Genomic DNA, 20595 nt, shown 5'->3' with positions numbered 1-20595 from the left:
ACGCGCCAGAAAAATGCCACAATAGTCGCAAACAAACGGCAGAAACGAACCTGACGGCCGAGCATATCCGCCGCCAGACCATGCTATGACTCTGTCATTACACTTAAACAACCGTATTCAAACAGAGAATCCATGACTCAAGTTCCTACTTTCAATCGTTCCTTATTGCACCCGCGCTACTGGCTGACCTGGGTAGGCATCGGCTTGCTGTATCTGCTGGTGTTGCTGCCTTATCCTGTTATCTATTGGCTCGGCACCTCGATCGGTCGGTTTTCCATGCGCTTTCTCAAGCGGCGCGTCGTTATCGCCCAACGTAACCTCGAGCTCTGTTTTCCCGACATGCCGCAGGCCGAACGCGATGCGCTGGTGGTAAAGAATTTCGAGTCGGTCGGCATGGGTCTGTTTGAAACCGGCATGGCGTGGTTCTGGCCGAACTGGCGCATCGAGCGTTGGTTCAAGGTCAGCGGCCTGGAGCATATCCAAAAAGCGCGCGATAACCATCAGGGCGTGTTGCTGATTGGCCTGCACTTTTTGACGCTGGAGCTGGGCGCGCGCATCTTCGGCATTCACAACCCAGGCATCGGCGTTTACCGCCCGCACGACAACAAGCTGATGGACTGGCTGCAAACCTGGGGACGCATGCGCTCCAATAAATCCATGTTGGATCGCAAGGACGTCAAAGGCATGATCCGCGCCCTGAAACAGGGCGATATTATCTGGTATGCGCCGGATCACGACTACGGCCCGCGCAGCAGCGTTTTCGTGCCGCTGTTCGCGGTGGACAAAGCCGCCACCACCACCGGCAGCTACGTGCTGGTGCGGATGGGCAAGCCGGCGATCATTCCGTTCACCCCGCGCCGCCTGCCGGACGGCAAAGGCTATGAGCTCATCATGCAGCCGGCGGTGGAAAACTTCCCGCTGGATAACGAACTCGACGCCGCCGCCTTTATGAATAAAGTGGTGGAAAAAGAGATCCTGATGGCGCCGGACCAGTATATGTGGCTGCATCGCCGCTTCAAAACTCGTCCGGAAGGCGAGCCTTCGCTGTACTGACCTAAAAACCCGCCGCCGGCGGGTTTTTTATTGCGCGCCCCTTGAGAATCGCCGGCGAGGGTGGGATGGTAAAGCCTTTGCCGCCAACCCTGGAGCCGCTATGTACATTGTCAGCCTGACCTACCATCGCCCGATTACCGAAGTCGATAGCCACCTTGACGGGCACATCGCCTGGCTTAAACAATATTTTCAGGACGGCACCTTCGTCGCCTCCGGCCGCAAGAATCCCCGCACCGGCGGCGTGATCCTGGCCAAGGGCATTGAACGCGCGCGTCTGGACGCCATCCTGGCCGAAGATCCCTTCAACGCCGTGGCCCACTATGAGGTCACCGACTTTAGCGCCACCACCACCGCCGCCGGTTTCGAGGCGCTGGCCGGACTATAAAACGCTGTAAATTCCGCGCGATAAGCGCGGAATAAGGTTTAAACGCCATTTTTAAAACTTTATTTCATTTTTACCCCGATCTTCGTCCCCTCGTTTGCCGTTGCCGCGCTGGCGGCGCATACTTATCAGGCTAACTTTCACGTTTTGCCCCTTCACCTTGCCGCTGGCAAAACGCGTCACCTTTCGGCAGTGGACATTTATGGCTTCGGCAGCAGAACCCGTTAACTGGAAACGCAACCTTTTCGTCGCCTGGCTGGGATGTTTTCTCACCGGTGCCGCCTTCAGCCTGGTGATGCCGTTTCTACCGCTGTACGTAGAGACGCTGGGCGTAACCGGCCATCAGGCGCTCAACATGTGGTCCGGCCTGCTGTTCAGCATCACCTTCCTGTTTTCCGCTATCGCCGCGCCGTTTTGGGGCGCTCTGGCCGACCGACGCGGCCGCAAACTGATGTTGCTGCGCTCCGCATTGGGCATGGCGATCGTCATGGTGCTGATGGGCATGGCGCAAACGGTCTGGCAGTTTCTCGTGCTGCGCGCGGTGCTGGGGCTGCTCGGCGGGTTCATCCCCAACGCCAACGCGCTGATCGCCACCCAGGTGCCGCGCAACCGCAGCGGTTGGGCCCTGGGCACCCTGTCTACCGGCGGCGTAGGCGGTGCGCTGATCGGCCCGCTGATCGGTGGCCTGTTAGCCGATCTGTACGGGCTGCGCCCGGTGTTTTATATCACCGCCGCGGTGTTGTTCGCCTGTTTCGTGCTGACGCTGCTGTATGTCAAAGAGCAATTCACCCCGGTACAAAAACGCGACATGTTGCACGCACGGCAGGTGTTCGCCTCGCAGAGGAACCCGAAGCTGGTGCTCAGCCTGTTCGTCACCACCATGATCATTCAGATCGCCACCGGCTCGATTGCGCCGATCCTGACGCTGTATGTGCGCGATCTGGCCGGCGCCACCCATAATCTGGCGTTTATCAGCGGGCTGATCGCCTCTGTGCCCGGCGTCGCGGCCTTGATGAGCGCCCCGCGGCTGGGCAAACTGGGCGATCGCATCGGCCCGGAGCGGATTCTGGTATGCATGCTGCTCCTTTCGGTGCTGCTGCTGATCCCGATGGCGTTCGTGCAAACGCCGTGGCAGCTTGGGGTACTGCGTTTTCTGCTGGGGGCGGCCGACGGCGCGCTGCTGCCGGCGGTACAGACGCTGTTGATTTATAACTGCACCAATCAGGTGGCCGGCCGTATTTTCAGCTACAACCAGTCGTTCCGCGACGTCGGCAACGTCAGCGGTCCGCTGCTCGGCGCCGCGGTCTCCGCCGGCTACGGTTTCCGCGCGGTCTTCTGCGTCACCGCGCTGGTGGTGCTGTTCAACGCCAGCTATTCCTGGTGGTGTCTGCGGCGGCGCCCGGGATACATGCGGGAAGACACGCTGCAAGAGGAGCAATAGCTGCATTTATCGCCAGTTTTCGCCGTTGACCGGATCAACGGCGCATTTCCCCTACTTTTAATAGTGCCTCCCCCGAAGCGGTGAATTTTTGCCTCACTCAGAACATTCTTATCGCAACAGTTTGTTTATCAACAAAAAACAAACTTTCAGCACATAAAACCCGCTGTCAATCTTATTCCTGCTTTAACCAACGGAAAAACCAGAAAAGGAGATGCTTGTCGACTTTTCGTCTAAAAAATGGGATACAGGTACTAGACAAAACCAACGACCAGTTATCAAATGGTTAAATAATATCACGCCAGATGTGAACCATCGGCCAAGTGAAGAAAAGGTCAGCACGCTTTCCACGGTTTATCAGCGTTGCAGCCGCGGTTTTGTCGGGTAATCCGCATTGGGCGGAGCGCCTTCATTAAATACACATACATACCACAGTACGGGCTGCAGCCTTGCAGCGCCTTTTATTGGGAAATCGTTATGCAATCCTCTGTCAATAAGTCAGAAAGCCGGACCTTCTTCGGCCATCCCTATCCGCTGGGTTCGCTGTTCTTCACCGAAATGTGGGAGCGCTTCTCGTTCTACGGCATCCGTCCGCTGCTGATCCTGTTTATGGCCGCCACCGTGTACGACGGCGGTCTGGGTCTGGCGCGTGAGAACGCTTCGGCGATCGTCGGCATCTTCGCCGGCAGCATGTACCTGGCGGCGCTGCCGGGCGGCTGGCTGGCGGACAACTGGCTCGGCCAACGCAAGGCCGTCTGGTACGGCTCGATCCTGATCGCGCTCGGCCACCTGTCGATCGCCCTGTCCGCGGTGATGGGCACCAACCTGTTCTTCATCGGCCTGATGTTCATCGTGCTCGGTTCCGGCCTGTTCAAGACCTGTATCTCGGTGATGGTCGGCACGCTGTACAAGAAAGGCGATGCGCGCCGCGACGGCGGTTTCTCGCTGTTCTACATGGGCATCAACATCGGCTCGTTCATCGCTCCGCTGATCTCCGGCTGGCTGATCAAATCACACGGCTGGCACTGGGGCTTCGGCATCGGCGGTATCGGGATGCTGGTGGCGCTGGTGATCTTCCGGGTGTTCGCCGTACCGGCAATGAAACGCTATGACCGCGAAGTGGGCCTGGACTCCACCTGGAACAGCCCGGTCGCGAAGAAAAAAGGCGTCGGCGCCTGGCTGCTGGCGCTGGCGGCCATCCTGGTGGCCGTCATCGTGCTGATCGCCCAAGGCACCATCGTCATCAACCCGGTCGAGGTGGCCAGCGTGCTGGTGTACGTGATCGCCGCGTCGGTCACCCTGTACTTCATCTATCTGTTCGCCTTTGCCGGCCTGAGCCGCAAAGAGCGCGCACGCCTGCTGGTGTGCTTCATCCTGCTGATCTCCGCCGCGTTCTTCTGGTCGGCGTTTGAGCAGAAACCGACCTCGTTCAACCTGTTCGCCAACGATTACACCAATCGCATGATTGGCGGCTTCGAGATCCCGGCGGTGTGGTTCCAGTCGATCAACGCCCTGTTCATCATCCTGCTGGCGCCAGTGTTCAGCTGGGCCTGGCCTGCGCTGGCGCGCAATAACGTGCGTCCGAGCAGCATCACCAAGTTCGTGATCGGCATCCTGTGCGCCGCCGGCGGCTTCGGCCTGATGATGCTGGCCGCGCAGAACGTGCTGAGCAATGGCGGCGCCGGCGTATCGCCACTGTGGCTGGTGGGCAGCATCCTGATGCTGACGCTGGGTGAACTGTGTCTGAGCCCGATCGGGCTGGCTACCATGACGCTGCTGGCGCCAGAGAGAATGCGCGGGCAAATGATGGGGCTGTGGTTCTGCGCCAGTGCGCTGGGCAACCTGGCGGCCGGTCTGATCGGCGGTCACGTCAAGGCCGACCAACTGAATATGCTGCCGGATCTGTTCGCTCGCTGTTCAGTCGCGCTGCTGATTTGCGCCGCCGTGCTGATTGTGTTGATCGTACCGATTCGCCGCATGCTGGAAAATACCCAGTCCAAGAGCGCGCCAAAACCGGCGACCAACGCCTGACGGATAAACCGTTTTCATCTCGCAAACCGGCGCTCGATGCGCCGGTTTTTTTATGCTTGCCAGGCCTGATGTTGCAATACCACCCGGTAGCCATCAGGATCTTCAAAGGTTTGCCCCGCCCGATCCCAATAGGGATTATAGGCGGCGACCGATAGGAACCCCGCCGCCCGCATCCGCTCACACGCTGCGCGCCAATCGTTCTCATCCGGCAGATAAAACACCAGCAGATGATCCTGCGTCGGCGCCTGTCCGACTCGCACTCCGCGATGCTGTGTGAACTCCAGATGGTAGGCATGCTGCGGATGCCCGATCATAATGCCGTCAAAGCCCTGATGATCGACAAACTCGCCCAGCCTTTCGAATCCCAACCCGCGGCAATACAGCGCGGCGATCTCTTGCAACCGATCCGTGGGGCGCGCGATGCGCAACACCGCTTTGGCTATCGACATGAACGCCTCCGCCTCATGATAATTTCATACAGCGCCATACCCGCCAGCATCGCCAACAGGAACGGCCACACCCGCTGCATCTCCGCTCCCGCCAGCACCCAGGCGGGGCCGGGGCAGATGCCCGCGATGCCCCAGCCGATGCCGAACAGCGCGCTACCCGCCAGCAAACGGCGATCCACACGTCCGGCGGCCGGTATCTGCAATATTTCCCCCAACAGGCTCCGTTCGCGTCGCCGCGCCCACAGGAAGGCCGGCGCCGCTACCGCGATCGCCCCAGCCATCACTAACGCCAGCGAAGGATCCCACTGGCCGGTAACGTCGAGAAACGCCAACACCTTAGCCGGATTGGCCATGCCGGCGACGATCAGCCCCAGACCGAAAATGACGCCGCTCAGCAACGCCAACAACGATTTAAGCATTTTCACCCTCCCAACAGGTGGCGCATCAGCCAGACGGTCATAAACCCCAGCAGCATGAACACCGCCGTGGCGGCCAGCGAACGCGGCGCCAACCTTGCGACGCCGCACACGCCGTGCCCGCTGGTGCAACCGCTGCCCAATCGAGTGCCCAATCCCACCAACAGCCCTGCGGCCGCCAGCCAGCCGCTGCCGGTCGCGATCTCACCAGACGGCAAAGCCGCAGCGGCAGCATACAGCCAGGGAGAGAGCAACAACCCGCCAATAAATGCGACGCGCCAGCCCCGCTCCCGACCGCCGGCGCTCAATAAACCGCCGGTAATGCCGCTGATACCGGCGATCCGGCCGTTGAACAGCAGCAGCAGCGCCACCGCTGCGCCGATAATGGCCCCGCCCGCCAACGCGGAGTAAGGCGTGAAATGTTGCCAGTCAATGTTCATCGCGATTCTCCGGCTGTGGGCAATAGAGTTGATACAGGGTATGGAGCAGCGCCAGCGCTTTGGCATCGGCCACCGCATAGTAAATCTGCTTGCCGGCGCGCCGGGTGGAGACCAAGCCTTCCTCACGCAGCACGCCAAGCTGTTGGGACAGCGTCGGCTGGCGGATATCCAGCGCCTGCGCCAACTCGCTTACCGCCATCTCCCCCTGGCTGAGCCGGCACAGCAGCAGCAGCCGATCCTCATTGCCTAAGGTGCGCAGCATCGCGCCGGCCTGCGCCGCCGCCTTACGCATCGCGTCTATGTCCATTGCTCCTCCAAACAATTTATAAAATTATATAATATCATTTTATATACCATCTAACCGTGCCGCGCCACCGGCTGGTGCTAAACCGCGCCTCATGGCATGCTGTTATTCCCTTTTCGCCGTGCGGAGAACACTCACCATGCTGTTGTTTCACGACGTTCTGCCGGCCAATCAGCCTATCCGGCCATTAGCCAAAGATTATCGCCACGGCGACAGCGAGCCGGAGCACTACCATCATTGCGCACAGCTGATACACAGCCTGAGCGGTGTAGTGCAGGTCACAACCCGGCTTGGCAGCTGGGTGGTGCCGCCCGGCCGCGGCGTCTGGGTGCCGGCGAAAATGGTGCACAGCCTGCGCATCACTGGCCAGGTGGCAGCCAGAACGTTGTTCGTCGATCCGTTGGCGCGCGCCGATCTGCCGGCCCAATGCCAGGTGGTGCAGGTTTCGCCATTGCTGCGCGAGCTGATTATCTGTGCGATGGAGATTGCGCCAGGCTACCCAAGCGGCGGGCGCGATGAGCGGGTGATGGAACTGATTCTGGATGAGTTAAGGATGCTGCCGATCCTGCCGCTGCACCTGCCGGAACCGCGCGAAGCCTCGCTGCTCGCCCTGTGCCGCCATATACAGACCTCACCGGCGCAGCCCTGGACGCTGGAACAGGCGGCCGCTCGCCTCAGCGTCAGCGGACGCACCCTGTCACGACGCTTCCAGCGAGAAACCGGGCTGCGTTTTAGCGATTGGCTGCGACGCGCCCGTTTGCTGGCGGCATTAAACGCGCTGGCGACCGGCCGTTCAGTATTGGAAGTCGCGCTGGATCTCGGCTATGACAGCCCCAGCGCGTTCAGCGCCATGTTTCGCCGGGTGCTGGGCGTCGCGCCCAGCGACTATTTCACTCGAACCGCGACGCCAGATAGCGCCCGGCAACGTTGAACAGCGCCTGCAGCGAGGCACTGGCGGAGTCGACGTCGATGCCAACGCCGTAGCTCGCCTCTCCATGCGGCAAGACGCAGCGAATGTAGGCCACCGCTCGACTGTCGCTCTGATGCCCCAACGTGTGTTCGTGGTAATCCTCGATCGCCAACGGCAAGCCGAAACGCTGACGTAACGCATCCACCGCGCTGGAAAGCAGACCGTTGCCGGCTCCCTGCAGCCGCAATTGTTCTCCTGCGCAAGCGACTCGTGCGTTGAAGCTGTATGCCTCTGCGCCGTGGCTTTCCGTCTGGTAGCTCAGCAGCTGCAAGCACGGCTGCTCCACCAGCCCGTAAGTGTCGCGGAATAAACGCCACAGCTGTGCGACGCTCATTTCCTTACCGCTGCCGTCGGTCGCCCGCTGTACCACCTGGCTGAAATCGATCTGCAAACCGCGCGGCAACGCCAGCCCATGATTCTGTTCCAACAGCCAGGCGCCGCCGCTTTTGCCGGACTGGCTGTTGACCCGGATCACCGCCTCATAGCTGCAACCGACATCGGCGGGATCGAGCGGCAGGTAAGGCACCTGCCAGCGGCCATCTTGCCGCTGCCGCTGTGCGGCGAAGCCTTTCTTGATCGCATCCTGATGCGAACCGGAGAAGGCGGTAAACACCAACTCGCCGGCATAAGGATGGCGAGGATGCACCGGCAGCTGATTGCACTGCTCCACCACCTCCACCACCTGCTTCAGGCGGCTAAAGTCCAGGCCCGGCGCCACGCCCTGGGTATAGAGATTCAACGCCAGCGTCACCAGATCGACGTTGCCGGTGCGTTCACCGTTGCCGAACAGACAACCTTCGACGCGGTCGGCGCCGGCCAACAGCGCCAGCTCCGCGCAAGCCACGCCAGTACCGCGATCGTTATGCGGGTGCACGCTGATCGTCACGTCGGCGCGACGACTGAAATGGCGACAGAACCATTCGATCTGATCGGCATACACGTTGGGAGTGCTCACCTCCACCGTCGCCGGCAGATTGATGATCATCGGCCGTTGTGCCCCCGGTTGCCATGCATCCGCCACCGCTTCGCAGATCTCCAGCGCGAACTCCAATTCGGTAAAGCAGAAGGTCTCCGGCGAATACTCGAAGCACCAGGCGGTATCGGGCTGCGCCTCGCAATGTCGGCGAATGCGGCGCGCGCCGTTCACCGCCAGCGCCACGGTCGCCGCCTTATCCTGGCGGAACACGATGTCGCGAAACATCGGCGCAGTGGCGTTATACAAATGTACGATGGCCCGCGGGGCGCCCTGCAATGCCTCAAAAGTGCGATCGATCAGATCATCGCGCGACTGCGTCAGCACCTGAATCGTGACGTCGTCCGGGATCAGCCGCTCGTCGATCAGCGCGCGCACAAAGTCGAAGTCCGTTTGCGACGCCGAAGGGAAAGCCACTTCGATCTCATTGAAACCGCACTGCAACAGCAACTGATAAAACTCGCGTTTGCGTGCATTATCCATCGGCTCCGCCAGCGCCTGATTGCCGTCGCGCAGATCGCTGGAGCACCAACGCGGCGCCTGTCGCAGCGTGCGTGAAGGCCACTGGCGATCCGGTAACGCCACCGGCGGGAACGGTCGGTATTTGTGTGAAGGGTCGATTAACATGGGTTTCTCCTGACGCCTGAGTGAACGATAACGTCATTATTTCCCGCCTCCGCCCCTGCTTCTCCCGCTTTGCAGACAATCGTCGTCGCACAACGGACAATAAAAAAATTTGCATCCTGCGCCAGTCAGACAACAATTAGTTTTGATATTTCTCCCACCGCGCCAACAGTACGCCGGGCGCTTTACTCTCATCGTCAACGGAGGCGAACATGAGCCTGTATGCAACCCTGGAAGAAGCCATCGAGGCCGCACGCGAAGAGTTTATCGACACCGCAGAAGGCGGCAGCGATGGCGAACCGCCGGTGCCGCAGCAGTTCAATCTGCAAAAGTACGTGATGCAGGATGGCGATACGATGTGGCAGGCGGAGTTCTTCGAAGACGAAGGCGAAGCGGTGGAATGCCTGACGCTACGCAGCGGTGCGGCGGCGCAGGCGATTTTCGACGGTGACTACGACGAGGTGGAGATCACCGCCGAGTGGATAGACGAAAATACCCTGTACGAATGGGAAGAAGGCGACTTCCAGCTCGAGCCGCCGCTGGACACCGAAGAGGGCCAGGCCGCCGCCGATGAATGGGATGAGCGCTAATCCGCTCCAGAGATTTTATCGCCAAGGAGGCAACATGATTATTCGTCGGGCCCGTCCCAGTGACTACCCCGCCATTTTGCAGCTGCAGGGGGAAAACGTGCCGGAAGCGCTCGACGAGCGCCAAAAACGGCAGGGATTTATCGTTTCGCGCATGAATGAGGCACAGCTGGCGGCGATCAACCACGGCCTCGGCATATGGGTAGCGGAACAGGAAGGCCGACTGGCGGGGTTCGTTTGCCTGATGCCCGCCGACGTGCAACCGCGGCCGCCGGTGGTGGACGCGATGCTGGCAACGCTCGCCACGCAGTCCTTCGCCGGCCGGGCGCTGAGCGAGCAGCGAGTGTTTCTCTACGGCCCGGTCTGTCTCGACGCCGCCTGGCGCGGCAAGGGCGTGCTGAAACGCCTCTACGACGCGGTCAAAGCGCACACCCGCCATGACTACGACGTGGGCGCGCTGTTTATCGACGACGACAACCCGCATTCGCTGGCCGCTCACGTGCAGGGACTGGGCATGACGGCGCTGACGCCTTTCCACTGCGGACAAAAAGGTTATCAGCTGGTGGTGTTCGCCACCCGCTGAACGGATCTATTCATAGGGGCCATGCTGCGCATCGAACGGCAGCATAAAGGTGTCCACCACCATCGACAGCGGCACGTCTATCACCGTGACGTAGCGCCAGGGCGTATCGCGCAGATCCCACTGCACGCCGGGATAATACTGGTGGCCATGCCCGGCACCGGGCACGGTGCGGCTGATGATGCTGCCGCAACCGGTTAAGACCATCACGCCGGCCGCCACGCAGGCCAGGCGAAAGTAGGAAGAGAGCTTCACGACATTAACTCTGAGCAAAGGGTTGTTTCGCGAGTGAACAATGCATTGGCCGCAGTCTATCACAGTTCCCTTTCTCCACCGGTACCGGCGCGCGTAAGCAAAAGGTAAAAAAAACGGGGAACGCGCGATGCGCATTCCCCGTCGAGCGTTGCCGTTTAGCGGTTAACGCCGACCCGTTGGGTGCGCCAGCGGGTTATGCGGCAACTGCTGATAGTGCTCACGCCAGGCGGCGCCTTCCGGCAGCAGCCAGACCCGCTGGTGCAGACGAGCCAGGGTGACCGGATCGCTCAACAGCTCCAGACGTTTGCCTTTCACCAGCTTCTCCGGCCCCAGCTGCAGCGCTTCGTTCACCCGCTCTTCGCGGTTGCGATCGAGCGTGGCGCGCAGATGGTGACGCGCCGTCGCCAGCGCTGTCGCCAGCGCGTTGAAGGACGGGTTGACCACCGCGTGCATAAAGCCATTGGTCAGCGCACGGTTGCGGTTGAGATGCAGGTACTCTTCCGTCGCCAGCAGCTCACGCGGCGGATTGTACTCTTCCGGGATCAGGAACAGCTTAGCGCGTTTGCTTTTCATGCCCAGCGTCGCGCGGCTCGACAGCACCGACACGAACGGCGACAGGATCAGCGAGAACACGATCGGCGACAGCCACCACAGGAAGCGCAGATCCAGCCACGCCATGCCGCCGGCCCACACCAGGCCCAGCAACATCTGCGAACCATGGCGGCGGAACGCTTCGCCCCACGGCGTATCGTCATCGTCACGCTGCGGCGAATTCCACACCACTTCCCAACCAAGGAAAGCGCTCACCACGAACACGGTATGGAACAGCATGCGCACCGGCGCCAGCAGCACCGAGAACAGCATTTCCATCAGCATCGAAATGAACAGACGGAACGCCCCGCCGTACTCTTTCGCGCCCTTGGCCCAGATCAGCACGATGCTGAGCAGCTTCGGCAGGAACAGCAGCACCAGCGTGGTGGAGAACAGCGCTATCGCCAGCTCCGGCCGCCACTGTGGCCAAACCGGGAACAACTGCCGCGGCTGCAGGAAGTATTGCGGCTCCATCAGCGTGTGCACCACCTGCAACGCGGTGGAGAGCGCCAGGAACATGAACCACAACGGCGCCGACAGGTAGGACATCACGCCGGTGAGGAACACCGCCCGGTGCACCGGGTGCATGCCTTTCACCAGGAACAGGCGGAAGTTCATCAGGTTGCCGTGGCACCAGCGACGGTCGCGCTTCAGCTCATCCAGCAGGTTCGGCGGCAGCTCTTCGTAACTGCCCGGCAGATCGTAAGCGATCCACACGCCCCAACCGGCGCGGCGCATCAGCGCGGCTTCAACGAAGTCGTGCGACAAGATAGAACCGGCGAAAGAGCCCTCGCCCGGCAGCGGCGCCAGCGCACAGTGCTCGATAAACGGCTTCACGCGGATGATGGCGTTATGGCCCCAATAGTGCGACTCGCCCAACTGCCAGAAATGCAGACCGGCGGTAAACAGCGGCCCGTAAACGCGGGTGGCGAACTGCTGCACGCGCGCATACAGGGTATCCATACCGGACGCCTTCGGCGCGGACTGGATGATGCCGGCGTTCGGGTTGGCTTCCATCAGGCGCACCAGCCCGGTGAGGCATTCGCCGCTCATCACGCTGTCGGCGTCCAGGATCACCATGTAGCTGTACTCGCCGCCCCAACGACGGCAGAAGTCGTCGATGTTGCCGCTCTTGCGTTTTACGCGGCGGCGGCGGCGGCGATAGAAGATACGGCCGTGGCCGTCGACATCGCGACACAGTTCCATCCACGCCTTTTGCTCGGCCACGCAAATGTCCGGATCGTAGCTGTCGCTCAGCACGTAGATATCGAAGTGTTCCAGCTGACCGGTGGCGGCGACGGACTCATAGGTCGCACGCAGACCGGCGAACACGCGCTCGACGTCTTCGTTGCAGATCGGCATGATCAGCGCGGTGCGGTGCGCCGGGTTGATCGGCTCATCGCCCTTGATGGTGGAGGAAATGCTGTATTTGTCCTTGCCGATCAGCAGTTGCAGGAAGCCCATCAGCGCGGTCCAGAAACCGGCCGAGACCCAGCAGAAAAGCACGGCGAACAGGATCAGAATGCCGGTCTGCAGCACATACGGCAGCAGCTGCAACACCGACTGCATCAGGTCCTGATCCAGCATGGCGATAGGATCGATCAGCGCCCAGCCCTGATAAGGCAGGATGGTTTTCATGTACCAGGTGGCGATGCCGGTCTGCACTAGCATCAGCACCAGCAGCACATAGCGGCGCATCGAACCGACGACACGCCAGCGGTTCTCGGCCTCGGCCTCCTCTTTGGTGGCGTGCCGATTGTGCGGCGAACGCCCCAGCAGAGAATCCCAGAAGCGCGCCACCGGGTTGGTGCGCCAGGCTTCCGGGAACATGGTGGTGCGTTTGATCGGCGGCGTCGCTTTCAGAATGGCGCGCCCTTCGGCGTCGGTATCGAAGTCGTCATCGCTGACCGCATCCGGCCAGGCGCTTTCGATGCGCGGTTTGACCGAGGCCAGCGCCACGTCATCCGCCGACAAACTATTGACGTTGGCGTCGGCGGCGCCCATCTGCCGATGGAGCGCCTCCAGTGCCTGAGCGTCATCCGCCGTTTGAGGGGTGAGCGCCTCCGACCGCTCAGCGGTCAGAGGCAGCGCCGCAAGATAATCCTGGGCGGGTTGAGTAGGCTTATTCATTGGCAGGTAGCTGATAGCTCCAGGTTTCCGACAGAGTCTTATCGCCATTGACCAGCGCCGCGCGCATTTCTACCGGTTTTTTGTCGTCTTTCACTTTCAGACGCACCGTCAGGCGCCAGCCTTTGGTCACTGGGTTATAGCGGACGTTGTTTTCTACCATTTCACCGTTGTCGCCGATGCTGATCTGAGAAGCGACCGGCGTGTTGGCGTCCAGCCCTTTCAGCACCGGGCCGACGAAGTCGACCAGGAAGGCCACGCTGCCGTCAGGCTCGCGAATCAGGTTCGACTGCTTCACGTCGCCGGTCGAACGCATGGTGCGCGCCACATAAGCGATGTCTTGCGAATGCAGTTTATCTTCATCGCGGGTGAAGTTCAGACGGTAGCTCAGCGTCAGCGGTTTTTTGGCTTCCGGCAAGGTGTCCGGCGTCCAGAATGCGACGATGTTGTCGTTGGTTTCATCCGCCGTCGGGATCTCCACCAGCTCGACCTTGCCTTTACCCCAGTCGCCCTTCGGTTCGATCCAGGCGCTCGGGCGCAGATCGTAACGATCGTCCAGATCTTCGTAATCCTTGAAGTTGCGGCCGCGCTGCAGCAGGCCGAAGCCTTTCGGATTCTCGACGGTATAGGTGCTGACGGACAGGTGTTTAGGATTGTTCAGCGGGCGCCAGATCCACTCGCCGTTGCCAGCGTGGATGGACAGGCCGTTGGAATCGTGCAGCGCCGGGCGGTAGTTCAGCGTCGGCGACGGCTGGTTCGGCCCGAACAGGTACATGCTGGTCAGCGGCGCCAGGCCCAGTTTGCCCACTTTGTCGCGCAGGAACACTTTGGACTCGACGTCCACGGTGGTATCGCGACCCGGGATCACCGTGAAACGGTAAGCGCCGGTAGCGCGCGGGGAATCCAGCAGCGCGTAGATCACCAGGTGTTTGTCGCCCTGCTTCGGACGCTCAACCCAGAATTCGCGGAAACGCGGGAACTCTTCGCCGGACGGCAAAGCGGTATCGATAGCCAGGCCACGAGCGGAAAGCCCGTAAACCTGCCCTTTACCCACCACGCGGAAATAGCTCGCGCCCAGCAGGCTCATGATCTCATCGTTTTTGTCGGCGCTGTTGATCGGGTAGATCACCTTAAAGCCGGCAAAGCCGAGGTTCTTCACCGATTCAGGATCGTGCTTGACCGAACCGAAATTGAAGTAATCCGGGCTGTATTTAATCTGTTTTACGCTGGTGGAGGTGACCTCGTTGATTTTCACCGGCGTATCGAAGTACATCCCCTGATGATAAAACTCAAGCTTGAAAGGGGTTTTCAGCTTGCTCCAATAGGCTTTATCGTGATTGAACTGAATCTGCTGATAGTCTGCGAACTTCATCTCGCGGAACTGAGAAGGAAGGTTGCTCTTCGGGGCTTCGAAACCTTTCGCAGCCAGATCCTGCGCCTGCTTGGCCACATCATCAATAGAAAAGGCCCACGCCGGCGCACTGAACAGCGTGAACAATACGGTGGCACCTAACCAACGAACGCTCGCGGCGCGTGGTTGTCCGGATAATATATTAACTAGCACATCCCCCCCTATTCGTGTGCTCAAATCATTTTAAATCCATATTAATGGATTACTCAGCTTTCCGACAACATGATAAATGGATGGTTCATGTTTACGGCTCATTGTTTAAGCAGCTGATGGAGCACCAGCGTAGCAAGCCGCGCAACAAGACGCTATGGAAAAATGCGGGGGGCTATAGTAGGGTTTCGGATAACAATTTAACCTTTGACGACTTATTAAGCGTGTTAATGAGCACCCGATTAAATCACCAGCGGTAATCTATGACTAAAGGCAGCAAACAGCGCGAGTTTTTCCTCGATTCGATCCGAGCCTATTTGATGTTGCTCGGCATTCCGTTTCACCTCTCCCTGATTTATTCCAGCCATGCCTGGGCGGTGAACAGCGCGTCGCCCTCCTTCTCGCTCACGGTGCTGAACGACTTCATCCACGCCTTCCGCATGCAGGTGTTCTTCGTGATATCCGGCTACTTCTCCTACATGCTTTACGAACGCTACGAGCGACATCAGTGGCTGAAGGTCAGGCTGGAACGGGTGGCGATCCCGCTGCTGAGTTCCATCCCGCTAATAACGGTGCCGCAGTTCTTTATGCTGAAATATTTCACCGATAAATTAAATGGCTGGGATACGTTTTCTCTCTATCAGAAAATAAATGTAACAGTTTGGGAATTGGTTTCTCATCTGTGGTTCTTATTGACGTTATCACTGTTAACCTGCGCCTGTTTTTATCTGTTCCGTAAAATCAAGCGTCAAACCCGTGAGCATATCCCAGCCTTAATAAATAGAATGCGGGGATTAGGAAACATCTCACTGTGTTTCTTTATTTATGCGGTATGCTATTCGGCCGCGCACCGTATTATTTTGATTTTCGCGCCGCAGCTATTATCCAACGGCCTGTTCAATTTCGTGGTGATGGAGACGATGTTCTACCTGCCGTTCTTCATCCTCGGCGCCTATGCGTTTAAGTACGTGTGGCTTAAGGAGATTTTCCTGCGCCGTTCGCCGCTGGCGCTGCTCGGTTCGCTGCTGCTGTTTATCGCGTATATGCTGAACCAGAAACTGCTGGCGCACAGCAGCTATATGTTCGAACTGGAAGTGGTGATCAAAACCCTAATGGGGATTCTGATGACCAATGTGGTGTTCTCTTTCGGGCATAACCTGCTGAATTATCACTCGCCGCGCATCACCTATCTGGTCAACGCCTCGCTGTTTATATATCTGGTGCACCATCCTCTGACGCTGATATATGGCGCCTTCGTGACGCCTTATATCGGCAACAATCTGTTGGGATTCTTGCTGGGCCTGCTGTTTGTGTTCTCGCTGGCCTTCGCTTTATATGAACTGCATAAGTGTATTCCGGTGCTGCGTTTCCTGTTCTCCGGCAAGCCGCAATAACCTTCCCTCCCTGTAAACCCGATCGTTTGCAGGGATTTCCTGTCATATTTACGCCGCGTAAAAAGCCTATACTGGTGGTTTGCATGCAGAGCACACATTGCTCAGCCTGGCGTCGACCGTTGAGGCAAAGTGATACAGCTGAATAGATAACCTAGGCGTTATAACTGCAATGCATAAGTAGAAATCCGGATCCCTGCCTTACGGTAGCGATTGGGCTCAACACCCCCGAGGGGCTGCGCGACCGCTTGATATATTCGATGGCGCTAGCTGTTTCTCCCTTCCGTCACGACAGAGAGGATTTTGAATGACCGATAAAACCCCACCGGCTGAGGAAGCCGTAGCGGAAAACGCCACCTTGCTGAAGATCCTCGGCCGGCTGCTGTCCGCGCTGGACGCTTCGATCAGCGGCAAAGAACGCAGCGTTTTGGTAACTGAACTCGCCAACTTCAATCTCGACGGCATTTCCGAAACGGAAAGCAAGCTGGCGACCGAGCTAATCAAGCGGGCGCTGGAATCGCTCGACCATTAACCCTGCCGCGCCTGCAAACCATTAAGCCTGCCTGCGCGGGCTTAATGGTTTTTCCCTCAGCCACGATCGGGCATTGTTGCCAAAGCAGAAATACAGCAGACTGATAATGTTGGATAAAAGGCAACATTCTCCCTCTTCCTCTCACTTTCTTCGGTTAATCGCACCAAAGGGCAATAATTGATCGGTTGTTTTCGCAATCAGCCTTGGCGTTTTACCCACTAAACACGTTATCATCGACACCAGCGCAGTGCCCCCTATCCCCCAGCCTCAGGAGAGCGATATTTTGGATGCCAGCACCATTAACAGTTTGTTCGTCATCGGTGCCGTGCTGGTGGGGGCAAGCATTCTGCTCAGCTCATTTTCTTCCCGGCTCGGCATTCCGATCCTGGTGATCTTCCTGGCGATCGGCATGCTGGCCGGCGTCGACGGGCCAGGCGGTATCGTCTTCAGCAATTACCCGGTCGCTTATCTGGTCAGTAACCTCGCGTTGGCGGTGATCCTGCTCGACGGCGGCATGCGCACCCGGGTCAGCTCTTTCCGCGTCGCCCTGTGGCCGGCGCTGTCTCTCGCCACCATTGGCGTGGTGATCACCGCCGGCCTGACCGGCATGGCCGCCGCCTGGCTGTTCAATCTCGATCTGCTGCAGGGGTTGCTGATCGGCGCCATCATCGGTTCCACCGACGCCGCTGCAGTCTTCTCGCTCCTCGGCGGCAAAGGCTTGAACGAACGCGTTAGCGCCACGCTGGAGATCGAATCCGGCAGCAACGATCCGATGGCGGTATTTCTCACCATCACGCTGATTGCGATGATCGCCGCCGGGGAAACCGCGCTGAGCTGGACCTTCCCGCTGCATCTGATGCAGCAGTTCGGCATGGGCATCGTCTTCGGTTTGGGCGGCGGCTGGCTGCTGCTGACGCTGATCAACCACATCAAGCTGGCCGACGGCCTCTATCCGTTGCTGGCGGTGAGCGGCGGCATTCTCATTTTCGCGCTGACCACCGCCCTGGACGGCAGCGGCATTCTGGCGGTGTACCTGTGCGGCCTGCTGCTGGGCAACCGGCCGATCCGCAACCGTCACGGCATCGTGCAAACCTTCGATGGCCTGGCGTGGCTCAGCCAGATCGGCATGTTCCTGGTGCTCGGCCTGCTGCTTAATCCACACGAGCTGCTGCCGATCGCCATCCCTGCCCTGCTGCTGTCGCTGTGGATGATCCTTTTCGCCCGCCCGCTGTCGGTGTTTATCGGCCTGCTGCCGTTTCGCAGCTTTACCCTGCGCGAGCGCGGCTTTATCTCCTGGGTTGGCCTGCGCGGCGCGGTGCCGGTGATCCTGGCGGTGTTCCCGATGATGGCCGGCTTGCCCAACGCCCAGCTGTTCTTCAACGTGGCGTTCTTCGTGGTGCTGGTCTCCCTGCTGCTGCAGGGCACCACGCTGTCTTTCGCCGCCAAAAAAGCCAAGGTGATCGTGCCGCCGGCGCTGACGCCGATCTCCCGCGTCGGGCTGGACGTGCACCCGGAAAACCAGTGGGAGCAGTTCGTCTATCAACTTTCGGCGGAAAACTGGTGCGTCGGCGCGGCGCTGCGCGAGCTGAAAATGCCGCCCAACACCCGCATCGCCGCCCTGTTCCGCGGCAAAGAACTGCTGCACCCGAGCGGCAGCACCCGGCTGCGAGAGAACGATATTCTGTGCGTTATCGGCCATGAGCACGATCTGCCGATCCTCGGCAAGCTGTTCAGCCAGGCGCCGGCCGTGACGCTCGATGAGCGGTTCTTCGGCGACTTTATCCTGCAGTCCGACGCCCGTTTGAGCGATATCTCGCAGGTCTATGGCCTCAATCTGCAAGACGACGTGGATGAGCAGCAGACGCTCGGCCAGTTTGTTATTCAATTGATCGGCGGTGAACCGGTCATCGGCGACCAGGTGGAATGGGACGGTCTGACCTGGACCATCGCCGAAATGGAAGGCAATCAAGTCAGCAAGATAGGCGTGCGGATCGTGACCGACTAACGCTGCAGCTCAGGCGCCGACCTATCAGATGAGGGAACTTCTGGCCTTAAGAACGCTCTTAATCTCTATCACGATGTATGCAGTACGGCGCCGCCAAATTATATCCCTTTGATATAACGGCGCCGACAGGGATTAGGGATGTGAACGGCAAGACTCGATTTCTTTCGGTGATAATGATCATGGCGCTGGGCGTAGCGGCGCTCGATCTCGGCATCGCCGGTTTGGTCCATAGACTTTTAATTGGATAACTTCAACGTGACGCAGCGGGAACAAGAAAAAGACATTCTGGGGAAAATACTGGTGACGGTGTCCGCGCTTTGCCTGATTTTGGTGGCGGCGTTCCTGATCTGGGGATTCGTGCTGGATTGACGCCGCGCGATGCTCAGACATAAAAAAAACCGCCGCGGCGGTTTTTTTTATGGGGCAGGCGATCAGATCTTGCAGCCTTCGCAGTCCGCTTCGTCCTCGAGGAACTCAGGAACCTCTTTTACCTTCTGCGCCGCTTTTTCTTCGGCTTTCGCCAGTTCGGCATCGATATCAAAATCGAAAATATCATCGCTCATCGCTTGGTCCTTATTCTGCTTCACGTTCAAACGCTGAGTATAATCGACAAGCCGCCGGCCGGAAACCTTTCAGTTCGCCGCCGCCAGCTGAGACGGCTCATCCTGCGGCTTTTTTCCGTAGGCCATGTCGTACACGTCGTAGAAATCGATTTCGCCCTTGTTGCCGATGATGATTCGCATCTTCTGTTTCAGCGCGGCGCCGATGGACGGCTCATCCAGCAGCTGCTGCACCGCATAAGGCGACAGCGCGCGGGTGAAGTACCATTCGCCGTTGTAGCAAACCCGCAAATCCAGCACCCCGATGTCCTCGAAACGATACACCGGCCGAATCTCGATCAGCAGCATGGCGAACATGAACAGCACGAAGGCGGTGAAGCCCAGGAAGGCATACATCCCCATATACGGCACCTGATACATCACGGCGATCACCGCGAAGTAACCGGCGAACATGGCAAGGCACAAATAGCGGTGAGTGCGGGCGAATTCGCTGTTGAAACGCGGCTTGCCGTCGCGCCCCTCGCGCCGATTGATCTGTTCAATCTCTTTAACCAAGATGCTTTTAATCGCGTCCATCGTTACAACCTTATGCTGGAAACAGCATTGCCATAAAATCTCACCGCTAAAAGTAACACAAGTACAGTTTTGCCGGGTAGATCAGTTAGCCAACTTAATGACGGCAACTGTTATAGTTCGGCTTCAGCGCGGCTGAGCGGCTTTGCCTTGCGCAAACATGAACATGCGCTGGGCGACGTCGTCGGCCTGTTTGATTTTTTGCTTTTGTGGTTCGTTGCTGCGTTGAATGGCGCGGGCGTAGGCGATTTCATGGGCCTGATCGATCATGGCGATGATCCGGCCACGTTCGGCCTTCTCCATATTGCCCAACATGGTGGTGATAATCGCCTGATAAGCGTTGGATGCGGCGGTCAGCGCTTTCTCCCTCGCCTCGAGGGCGGCGACGCGTTGCAAGAGCTCCTGCAGTTGCTCGGAGTGAGACATATCGACCTCCTGTTGCCGGGCAGACAGCCTGCCTGATTACAGTTTAGCAAAGGATCGAAAGAGAAAGAGGAAGGAAAGCCAGCGGTTACGGTAAAGCACACCCGAAAATCCCAACGAGGAGCCGATAGTGCAAATCAACCCGGGTGCGCTTTACGGTAAACGCGGTGAGGTGAAGGGAAAGAAAGCTGGCGCGCTATGCAGGACTCGAACCCGCGTCTATCAATTTTCAAGCCAAAACAAGCCATTATAAAACCAATCACTCTGCCAACTGAGTTAATAGCGCGTTCCTTCGCTTCGGGGCGACATTATCCATAACAACATTATGGA

At 59.0% G+C, this 20595-nt stretch carries 22 protein-coding genes and 1 tRNA gene; 11 read left to right on the top strand and 12 right to left on the bottom strand.

Annotated features, from left to right (window positions below):
• The first annotated feature begins 132 nt into the window (after positions 1-132).
• The 4 genes from AAIE04_RS05115 to AAIE04_RS05100 all read left to right on the top strand — a co-directional run bounded on the left by AAIE04_RS05115 (position 133) and on the right by AAIE04_RS05100 (position 4904).
• Positions 133-1053: a Kdo(2)-lipid IV(A) acyltransferase gene (locus AAIE04_RS05115; protein WP_025159951.1), complete on the top strand. Its 921-nt coding sequence runs from the start codon at positions 133-135 to the stop codon at positions 1051-1053.
• A gap of 100 nt (positions 1054-1153) precedes the next feature.
• Complete coding sequence (locus AAIE04_RS05110; protein WP_198635406.1) at positions 1154-1438, top strand: YciI family protein; 285 nt, start codon at positions 1154-1156, stop codon at positions 1436-1438.
• A 199-nt stretch (positions 1439-1637) separates the two neighbouring features.
• Complete coding sequence (gene mdtG, locus AAIE04_RS05105) at positions 1638-2876, top strand: multidrug efflux MFS transporter MdtG (protein WP_498576608.1); 1239 nt, start codon at positions 1638-1640, stop codon at positions 2874-2876.
• 474 nt (positions 2877-3350) lie between these two features.
• On the top strand, positions 3351-4904 hold the full coding sequence (locus AAIE04_RS05100; RefSeq protein WP_019455861.1) for a peptide MFS transporter: 1554 nt from the start codon (positions 3351-3353) through the stop codon (positions 4902-4904).
• A 50-nt stretch (positions 4905-4954) separates the two neighbouring features.
• Here AAIE04_RS05100 and AAIE04_RS05095 read toward each other — a convergent pair whose 3' ends face one another.
• Genes AAIE04_RS05095 through AAIE04_RS05080 form a run of 4 tightly spaced genes read right to left on the bottom strand, consistent with a single transcriptional unit; the run spans position 4955 to position 6516 of the window.
• Positions 4955-5353: a VOC family protein gene (locus AAIE04_RS05095; RefSeq protein ID WP_019455862.1), complete on the bottom strand. Its 399-nt coding sequence runs from the start codon at positions 5351-5353 to the stop codon at positions 4955-4957.
• A complete protein-coding gene (locus AAIE04_RS05090; protein ID WP_498576607.1) occupies positions 5344-5772 on the bottom strand; it encodes a DUF6691 family protein in 429 nt (142 codons plus the stop codon). The genes AAIE04_RS05095 and AAIE04_RS05090 overlap by 10 nt, the downstream gene beginning before the upstream one ends.
• A gap of 2 nt (positions 5773-5774) precedes the next feature.
• Positions 5775-6209 (bottom strand): YeeE/YedE family protein, encoded by a 435-nt coding sequence (locus AAIE04_RS05085; RefSeq protein ID WP_019455864.1) that lies wholly within the window; start codon positions 6207-6209, stop codon positions 5775-5777.
• Positions 6199-6516, bottom strand: a complete 318-nt coding sequence (locus AAIE04_RS05080; protein WP_019455865.1) for an ArsR/SmtB family transcription factor — start codon at positions 6514-6516, stop codon at positions 6199-6201. The genes AAIE04_RS05085 and AAIE04_RS05080 overlap by 11 nt, the downstream gene beginning before the upstream one ends.
• 136 nt (positions 6517-6652) lie before the next feature.
• On the opposite strand from AAIE04_RS05080, the gene AAIE04_RS05075 reads away from it, so the two are divergent.
• A complete protein-coding gene (locus tag AAIE04_RS05075; protein ID WP_019455866.1) occupies positions 6653-7444 on the top strand; it encodes an AraC family transcriptional regulator in 792 nt (263 codons plus the stop codon).
• Here the strand turns inward: AAIE04_RS05075 and leuA are convergent.
• The gene (gene leuA / locus AAIE04_RS05070; protein WP_498576606.1) at positions 7404-9083 is read right to left on the bottom strand and encodes a 2-isopropylmalate synthase; all 1680 of its coding nucleotides are present in this window, start codon (positions 9081-9083) and stop codon (positions 7404-7406) included. The two genes, AAIE04_RS05075 and leuA, sit on opposite strands and share 41 nt — an antisense overlap.
• Positions 9084-9292: 209 nt before the next feature.
• On the opposite strand from leuA, the gene AAIE04_RS05065 reads away from it, so the two are divergent.
• Together AAIE04_RS05065 and AAIE04_RS05060 are read left to right on the top strand one after the other, a co-directional pair.
• Positions 9293-9670: a MysB family protein gene (locus AAIE04_RS05065; protein ID WP_074054527.1), complete on the top strand. Its 378-nt coding sequence runs from the start codon at positions 9293-9295 to the stop codon at positions 9668-9670.
• A gap of 34 nt (positions 9671-9704) precedes the next feature.
• Positions 9705-10250 (top strand): GNAT family N-acetyltransferase, encoded by a 546-nt coding sequence (locus AAIE04_RS05060; protein WP_498576605.1) that lies wholly within the window; start codon positions 9705-9707, stop codon positions 10248-10250.
• A gap of 6 nt (positions 10251-10256) precedes the next feature.
• On the opposite strand, the gene AAIE04_RS05055 is transcribed toward AAIE04_RS05060, so the two are convergent.
• From AAIE04_RS05055 to AAIE04_RS05045, 3 genes are all read right to left on the bottom strand, one after another.
• The gene (locus tag AAIE04_RS05055) at positions 10257-10502 is read right to left on the bottom strand and encodes a YceK/YidQ family lipoprotein (protein ID WP_074054529.1); all 246 of its coding nucleotides are present in this window, start codon (positions 10500-10502) and stop codon (positions 10257-10259) included.
• Positions 10503-10664: 162 nt separating this feature from the next.
• Positions 10665-13223 (bottom strand): glucans biosynthesis glucosyltransferase MdoH, encoded by a 2559-nt coding sequence (gene mdoH / locus AAIE04_RS05050; RefSeq protein ID WP_025159952.1) that lies wholly within the window; start codon positions 13221-13223, stop codon positions 10665-10667.
• Positions 13216-14784 (bottom strand): glucan biosynthesis protein G, encoded by a 1569-nt coding sequence (locus AAIE04_RS05045; RefSeq protein WP_025159953.1) that lies wholly within the window; start codon positions 14782-14784, stop codon positions 13216-13218. Before AAIE04_RS05045 ends, mdoH begins: the two co-directional genes overlap by 8 nt.
• Before the next feature lie 260 nt (positions 14785-15044).
• Here AAIE04_RS05045 and mdoC point away from each other — a divergent pair, with 260 nt between their 5' ends.
• The 4 genes from mdoC (at position 15045) to AAIE04_RS05025 (ending at position 19078) form a co-directional block, all read left to right on the top strand.
• Complete coding sequence (gene mdoC, locus AAIE04_RS05040) at positions 15045-16175, top strand: glucans biosynthesis protein MdoC (RefSeq protein ID WP_019455873.1); 1131 nt, start codon at positions 15045-15047, stop codon at positions 16173-16175.
• A gap of 304 nt (positions 16176-16479) precedes the next feature.
• Positions 16480-16704, top strand: a complete 225-nt coding sequence (locus tag AAIE04_RS05035; protein ID WP_019455874.1) for a hypothetical protein — start codon at positions 16480-16482, stop codon at positions 16702-16704.
• Positions 16705-16987: 283 nt separating this feature from the next.
• Positions 16988-18709 carry a potassium/proton antiporter gene (locus tag AAIE04_RS05030; RefSeq protein ID WP_019455875.1) on the top strand — a complete coding sequence of 574 codons (1722 nt, stop codon included), beginning with the start codon at positions 16988-16990 and terminating at the stop codon, positions 18707-18709.
• A 240-nt stretch (positions 18710-18949) separates the two neighbouring features.
• Positions 18950-19078: a hypothetical protein gene (locus tag AAIE04_RS05025; protein ID WP_019455877.1), complete on the top strand. Its 129-nt coding sequence runs from the start codon at positions 18950-18952 to the stop codon at positions 19076-19078.
• Between the two features lie 62 nt (positions 19079-19140).
• On the opposite strand, the gene AAIE04_RS05020 is transcribed toward AAIE04_RS05025, so the two are convergent.
• From AAIE04_RS05020 to AAIE04_RS05005, 4 genes are all read right to left on the bottom strand, one after another.
• Positions 19141-19272, bottom strand: a complete 132-nt coding sequence (locus AAIE04_RS05020; RefSeq protein ID WP_015377413.1) for a hypothetical protein — start codon at positions 19270-19272, stop codon at positions 19141-19143.
• 69 nt (positions 19273-19341) lie between these two features.
• On the bottom strand, positions 19342-19845 hold the full coding sequence (locus AAIE04_RS05015) for a YlaC family protein (protein ID WP_015377412.1): 504 nt from the start codon (positions 19843-19845) through the stop codon (positions 19342-19344).
• A 123-nt stretch (positions 19846-19968) separates the two neighbouring features.
• A complete protein-coding gene (locus AAIE04_RS05010; protein ID WP_498576604.1) occupies positions 19969-20268 on the bottom strand; it encodes a sigma-S stabilization anti-adapter protein IraP in 300 nt (99 codons plus the stop codon).
• A 186-nt stretch (positions 20269-20454) separates the two neighbouring features.
• A tRNA-OTHER gene (locus AAIE04_RS05005) sits at positions 20455-20551 on the bottom strand.
• Between the last annotated feature and the right edge of the window lie 44 nt (positions 20552-20595).

Source organism: Serratia sp. Ae19-1 (assembly GCF_059801225.1).
This window is presented reverse-complemented; position numbering and strand designations above follow the sequence as displayed.

What these genes read in the sequence shown, in the direction of transcription:
- AAIE04_RS05115 (WP_025159951.1), top strand. Translation starts at nt 133, where the DNA reads ATGACTCAAGTTCCTACTTTCAATCGTTCCTTATTGCACCCGCGCTAC.
- AAIE04_RS05110 (WP_198635406.1), top strand. Translation starts at nt 1,154, where the DNA reads ATGTACATTGTCAGCCTGACCTACCATCGCCCGATTACCGAAGTCGAT.
- mdtG (WP_498576608.1), top strand. Translation starts at nt 1,638, where the DNA reads ATGGCTTCGGCAGCAGAACCCGTTAACTGGAAACGCAACCTTTTCGTC.
- AAIE04_RS05100 (WP_019455861.1), top strand. Translation starts at nt 3,351, where the DNA reads ATGCAATCCTCTGTCAATAAGTCAGAAAGCCGGACCTTCTTCGGCCAT.
- AAIE04_RS05095 (WP_019455862.1), bottom strand. Translation starts at nt 5,353, where the DNA reads ATGTCGATAGCCAAAGCGGTGTTGCGCATCGCGCGCCCCACGGATCGG.
- AAIE04_RS05090 (WP_498576607.1), bottom strand. Translation starts at nt 5,772, where the DNA reads ATGCTTAAATCGTTGTTGGCGTTGCTGAGCGGCGTCATTTTCGGTCTG.
- AAIE04_RS05085 (WP_019455864.1), bottom strand. Translation starts at nt 6,209, where the DNA reads ATGAACATTGACTGGCAACATTTCACGCCTTACTCCGCGTTGGCGGGC.
- AAIE04_RS05080 (WP_019455865.1), bottom strand. Translation starts at nt 6,516, where the DNA reads ATGGACATAGACGCGATGCGTAAGGCGGCGGCGCAGGCCGGCGCGATG.
- AAIE04_RS05075 (WP_019455866.1), top strand. Translation starts at nt 6,653, where the DNA reads ATGCTGTTGTTTCACGACGTTCTGCCGGCCAATCAGCCTATCCGGCCA.
- leuA (WP_498576606.1), bottom strand. Translation starts at nt 9,083, where the DNA reads ATGTTAATCGACCCTTCACACAAATACCGACCGTTCCCGCCGGTGGCG.
- AAIE04_RS05065 (WP_074054527.1), top strand. Translation starts at nt 9,293, where the DNA reads ATGAGCCTGTATGCAACCCTGGAAGAAGCCATCGAGGCCGCACGCGAA.
- AAIE04_RS05060 (WP_498576605.1), top strand. Translation starts at nt 9,705, where the DNA reads ATGATTATTCGTCGGGCCCGTCCCAGTGACTACCCCGCCATTTTGCAG.
- mdoH (WP_025159952.1), bottom strand. Translation starts at nt 13,223, where the DNA reads ATGAATAAGCCTACTCAACCCGCCCAGGATTATCTTGCGGCGCTGCCT.
- mdoC (WP_019455873.1), top strand. Translation starts at nt 15,045, where the DNA reads ATGACTAAAGGCAGCAAACAGCGCGAGTTTTTCCTCGATTCGATCCGA.
- AAIE04_RS05035 (WP_019455874.1), top strand. Translation starts at nt 16,480, where the DNA reads ATGACCGATAAAACCCCACCGGCTGAGGAAGCCGTAGCGGAAAACGCC.
- AAIE04_RS05020 (WP_015377413.1), bottom strand. Translation starts at nt 19,272, where the DNA reads ATGAGCGATGATATTTTCGATTTTGATATCGATGCCGAACTGGCGAAA.
- AAIE04_RS05015 (WP_015377412.1), bottom strand. Translation starts at nt 19,845, where the DNA reads ATGGACGCGATTAAAAGCATCTTGGTTAAAGAGATTGAACAGATCAAT.
- AAIE04_RS05010 (WP_498576604.1), bottom strand. Translation starts at nt 20,268, where the DNA reads ATGTCTCACTCCGAGCAACTGCAGGAGCTCTTGCAACGCGTCGCCGCC.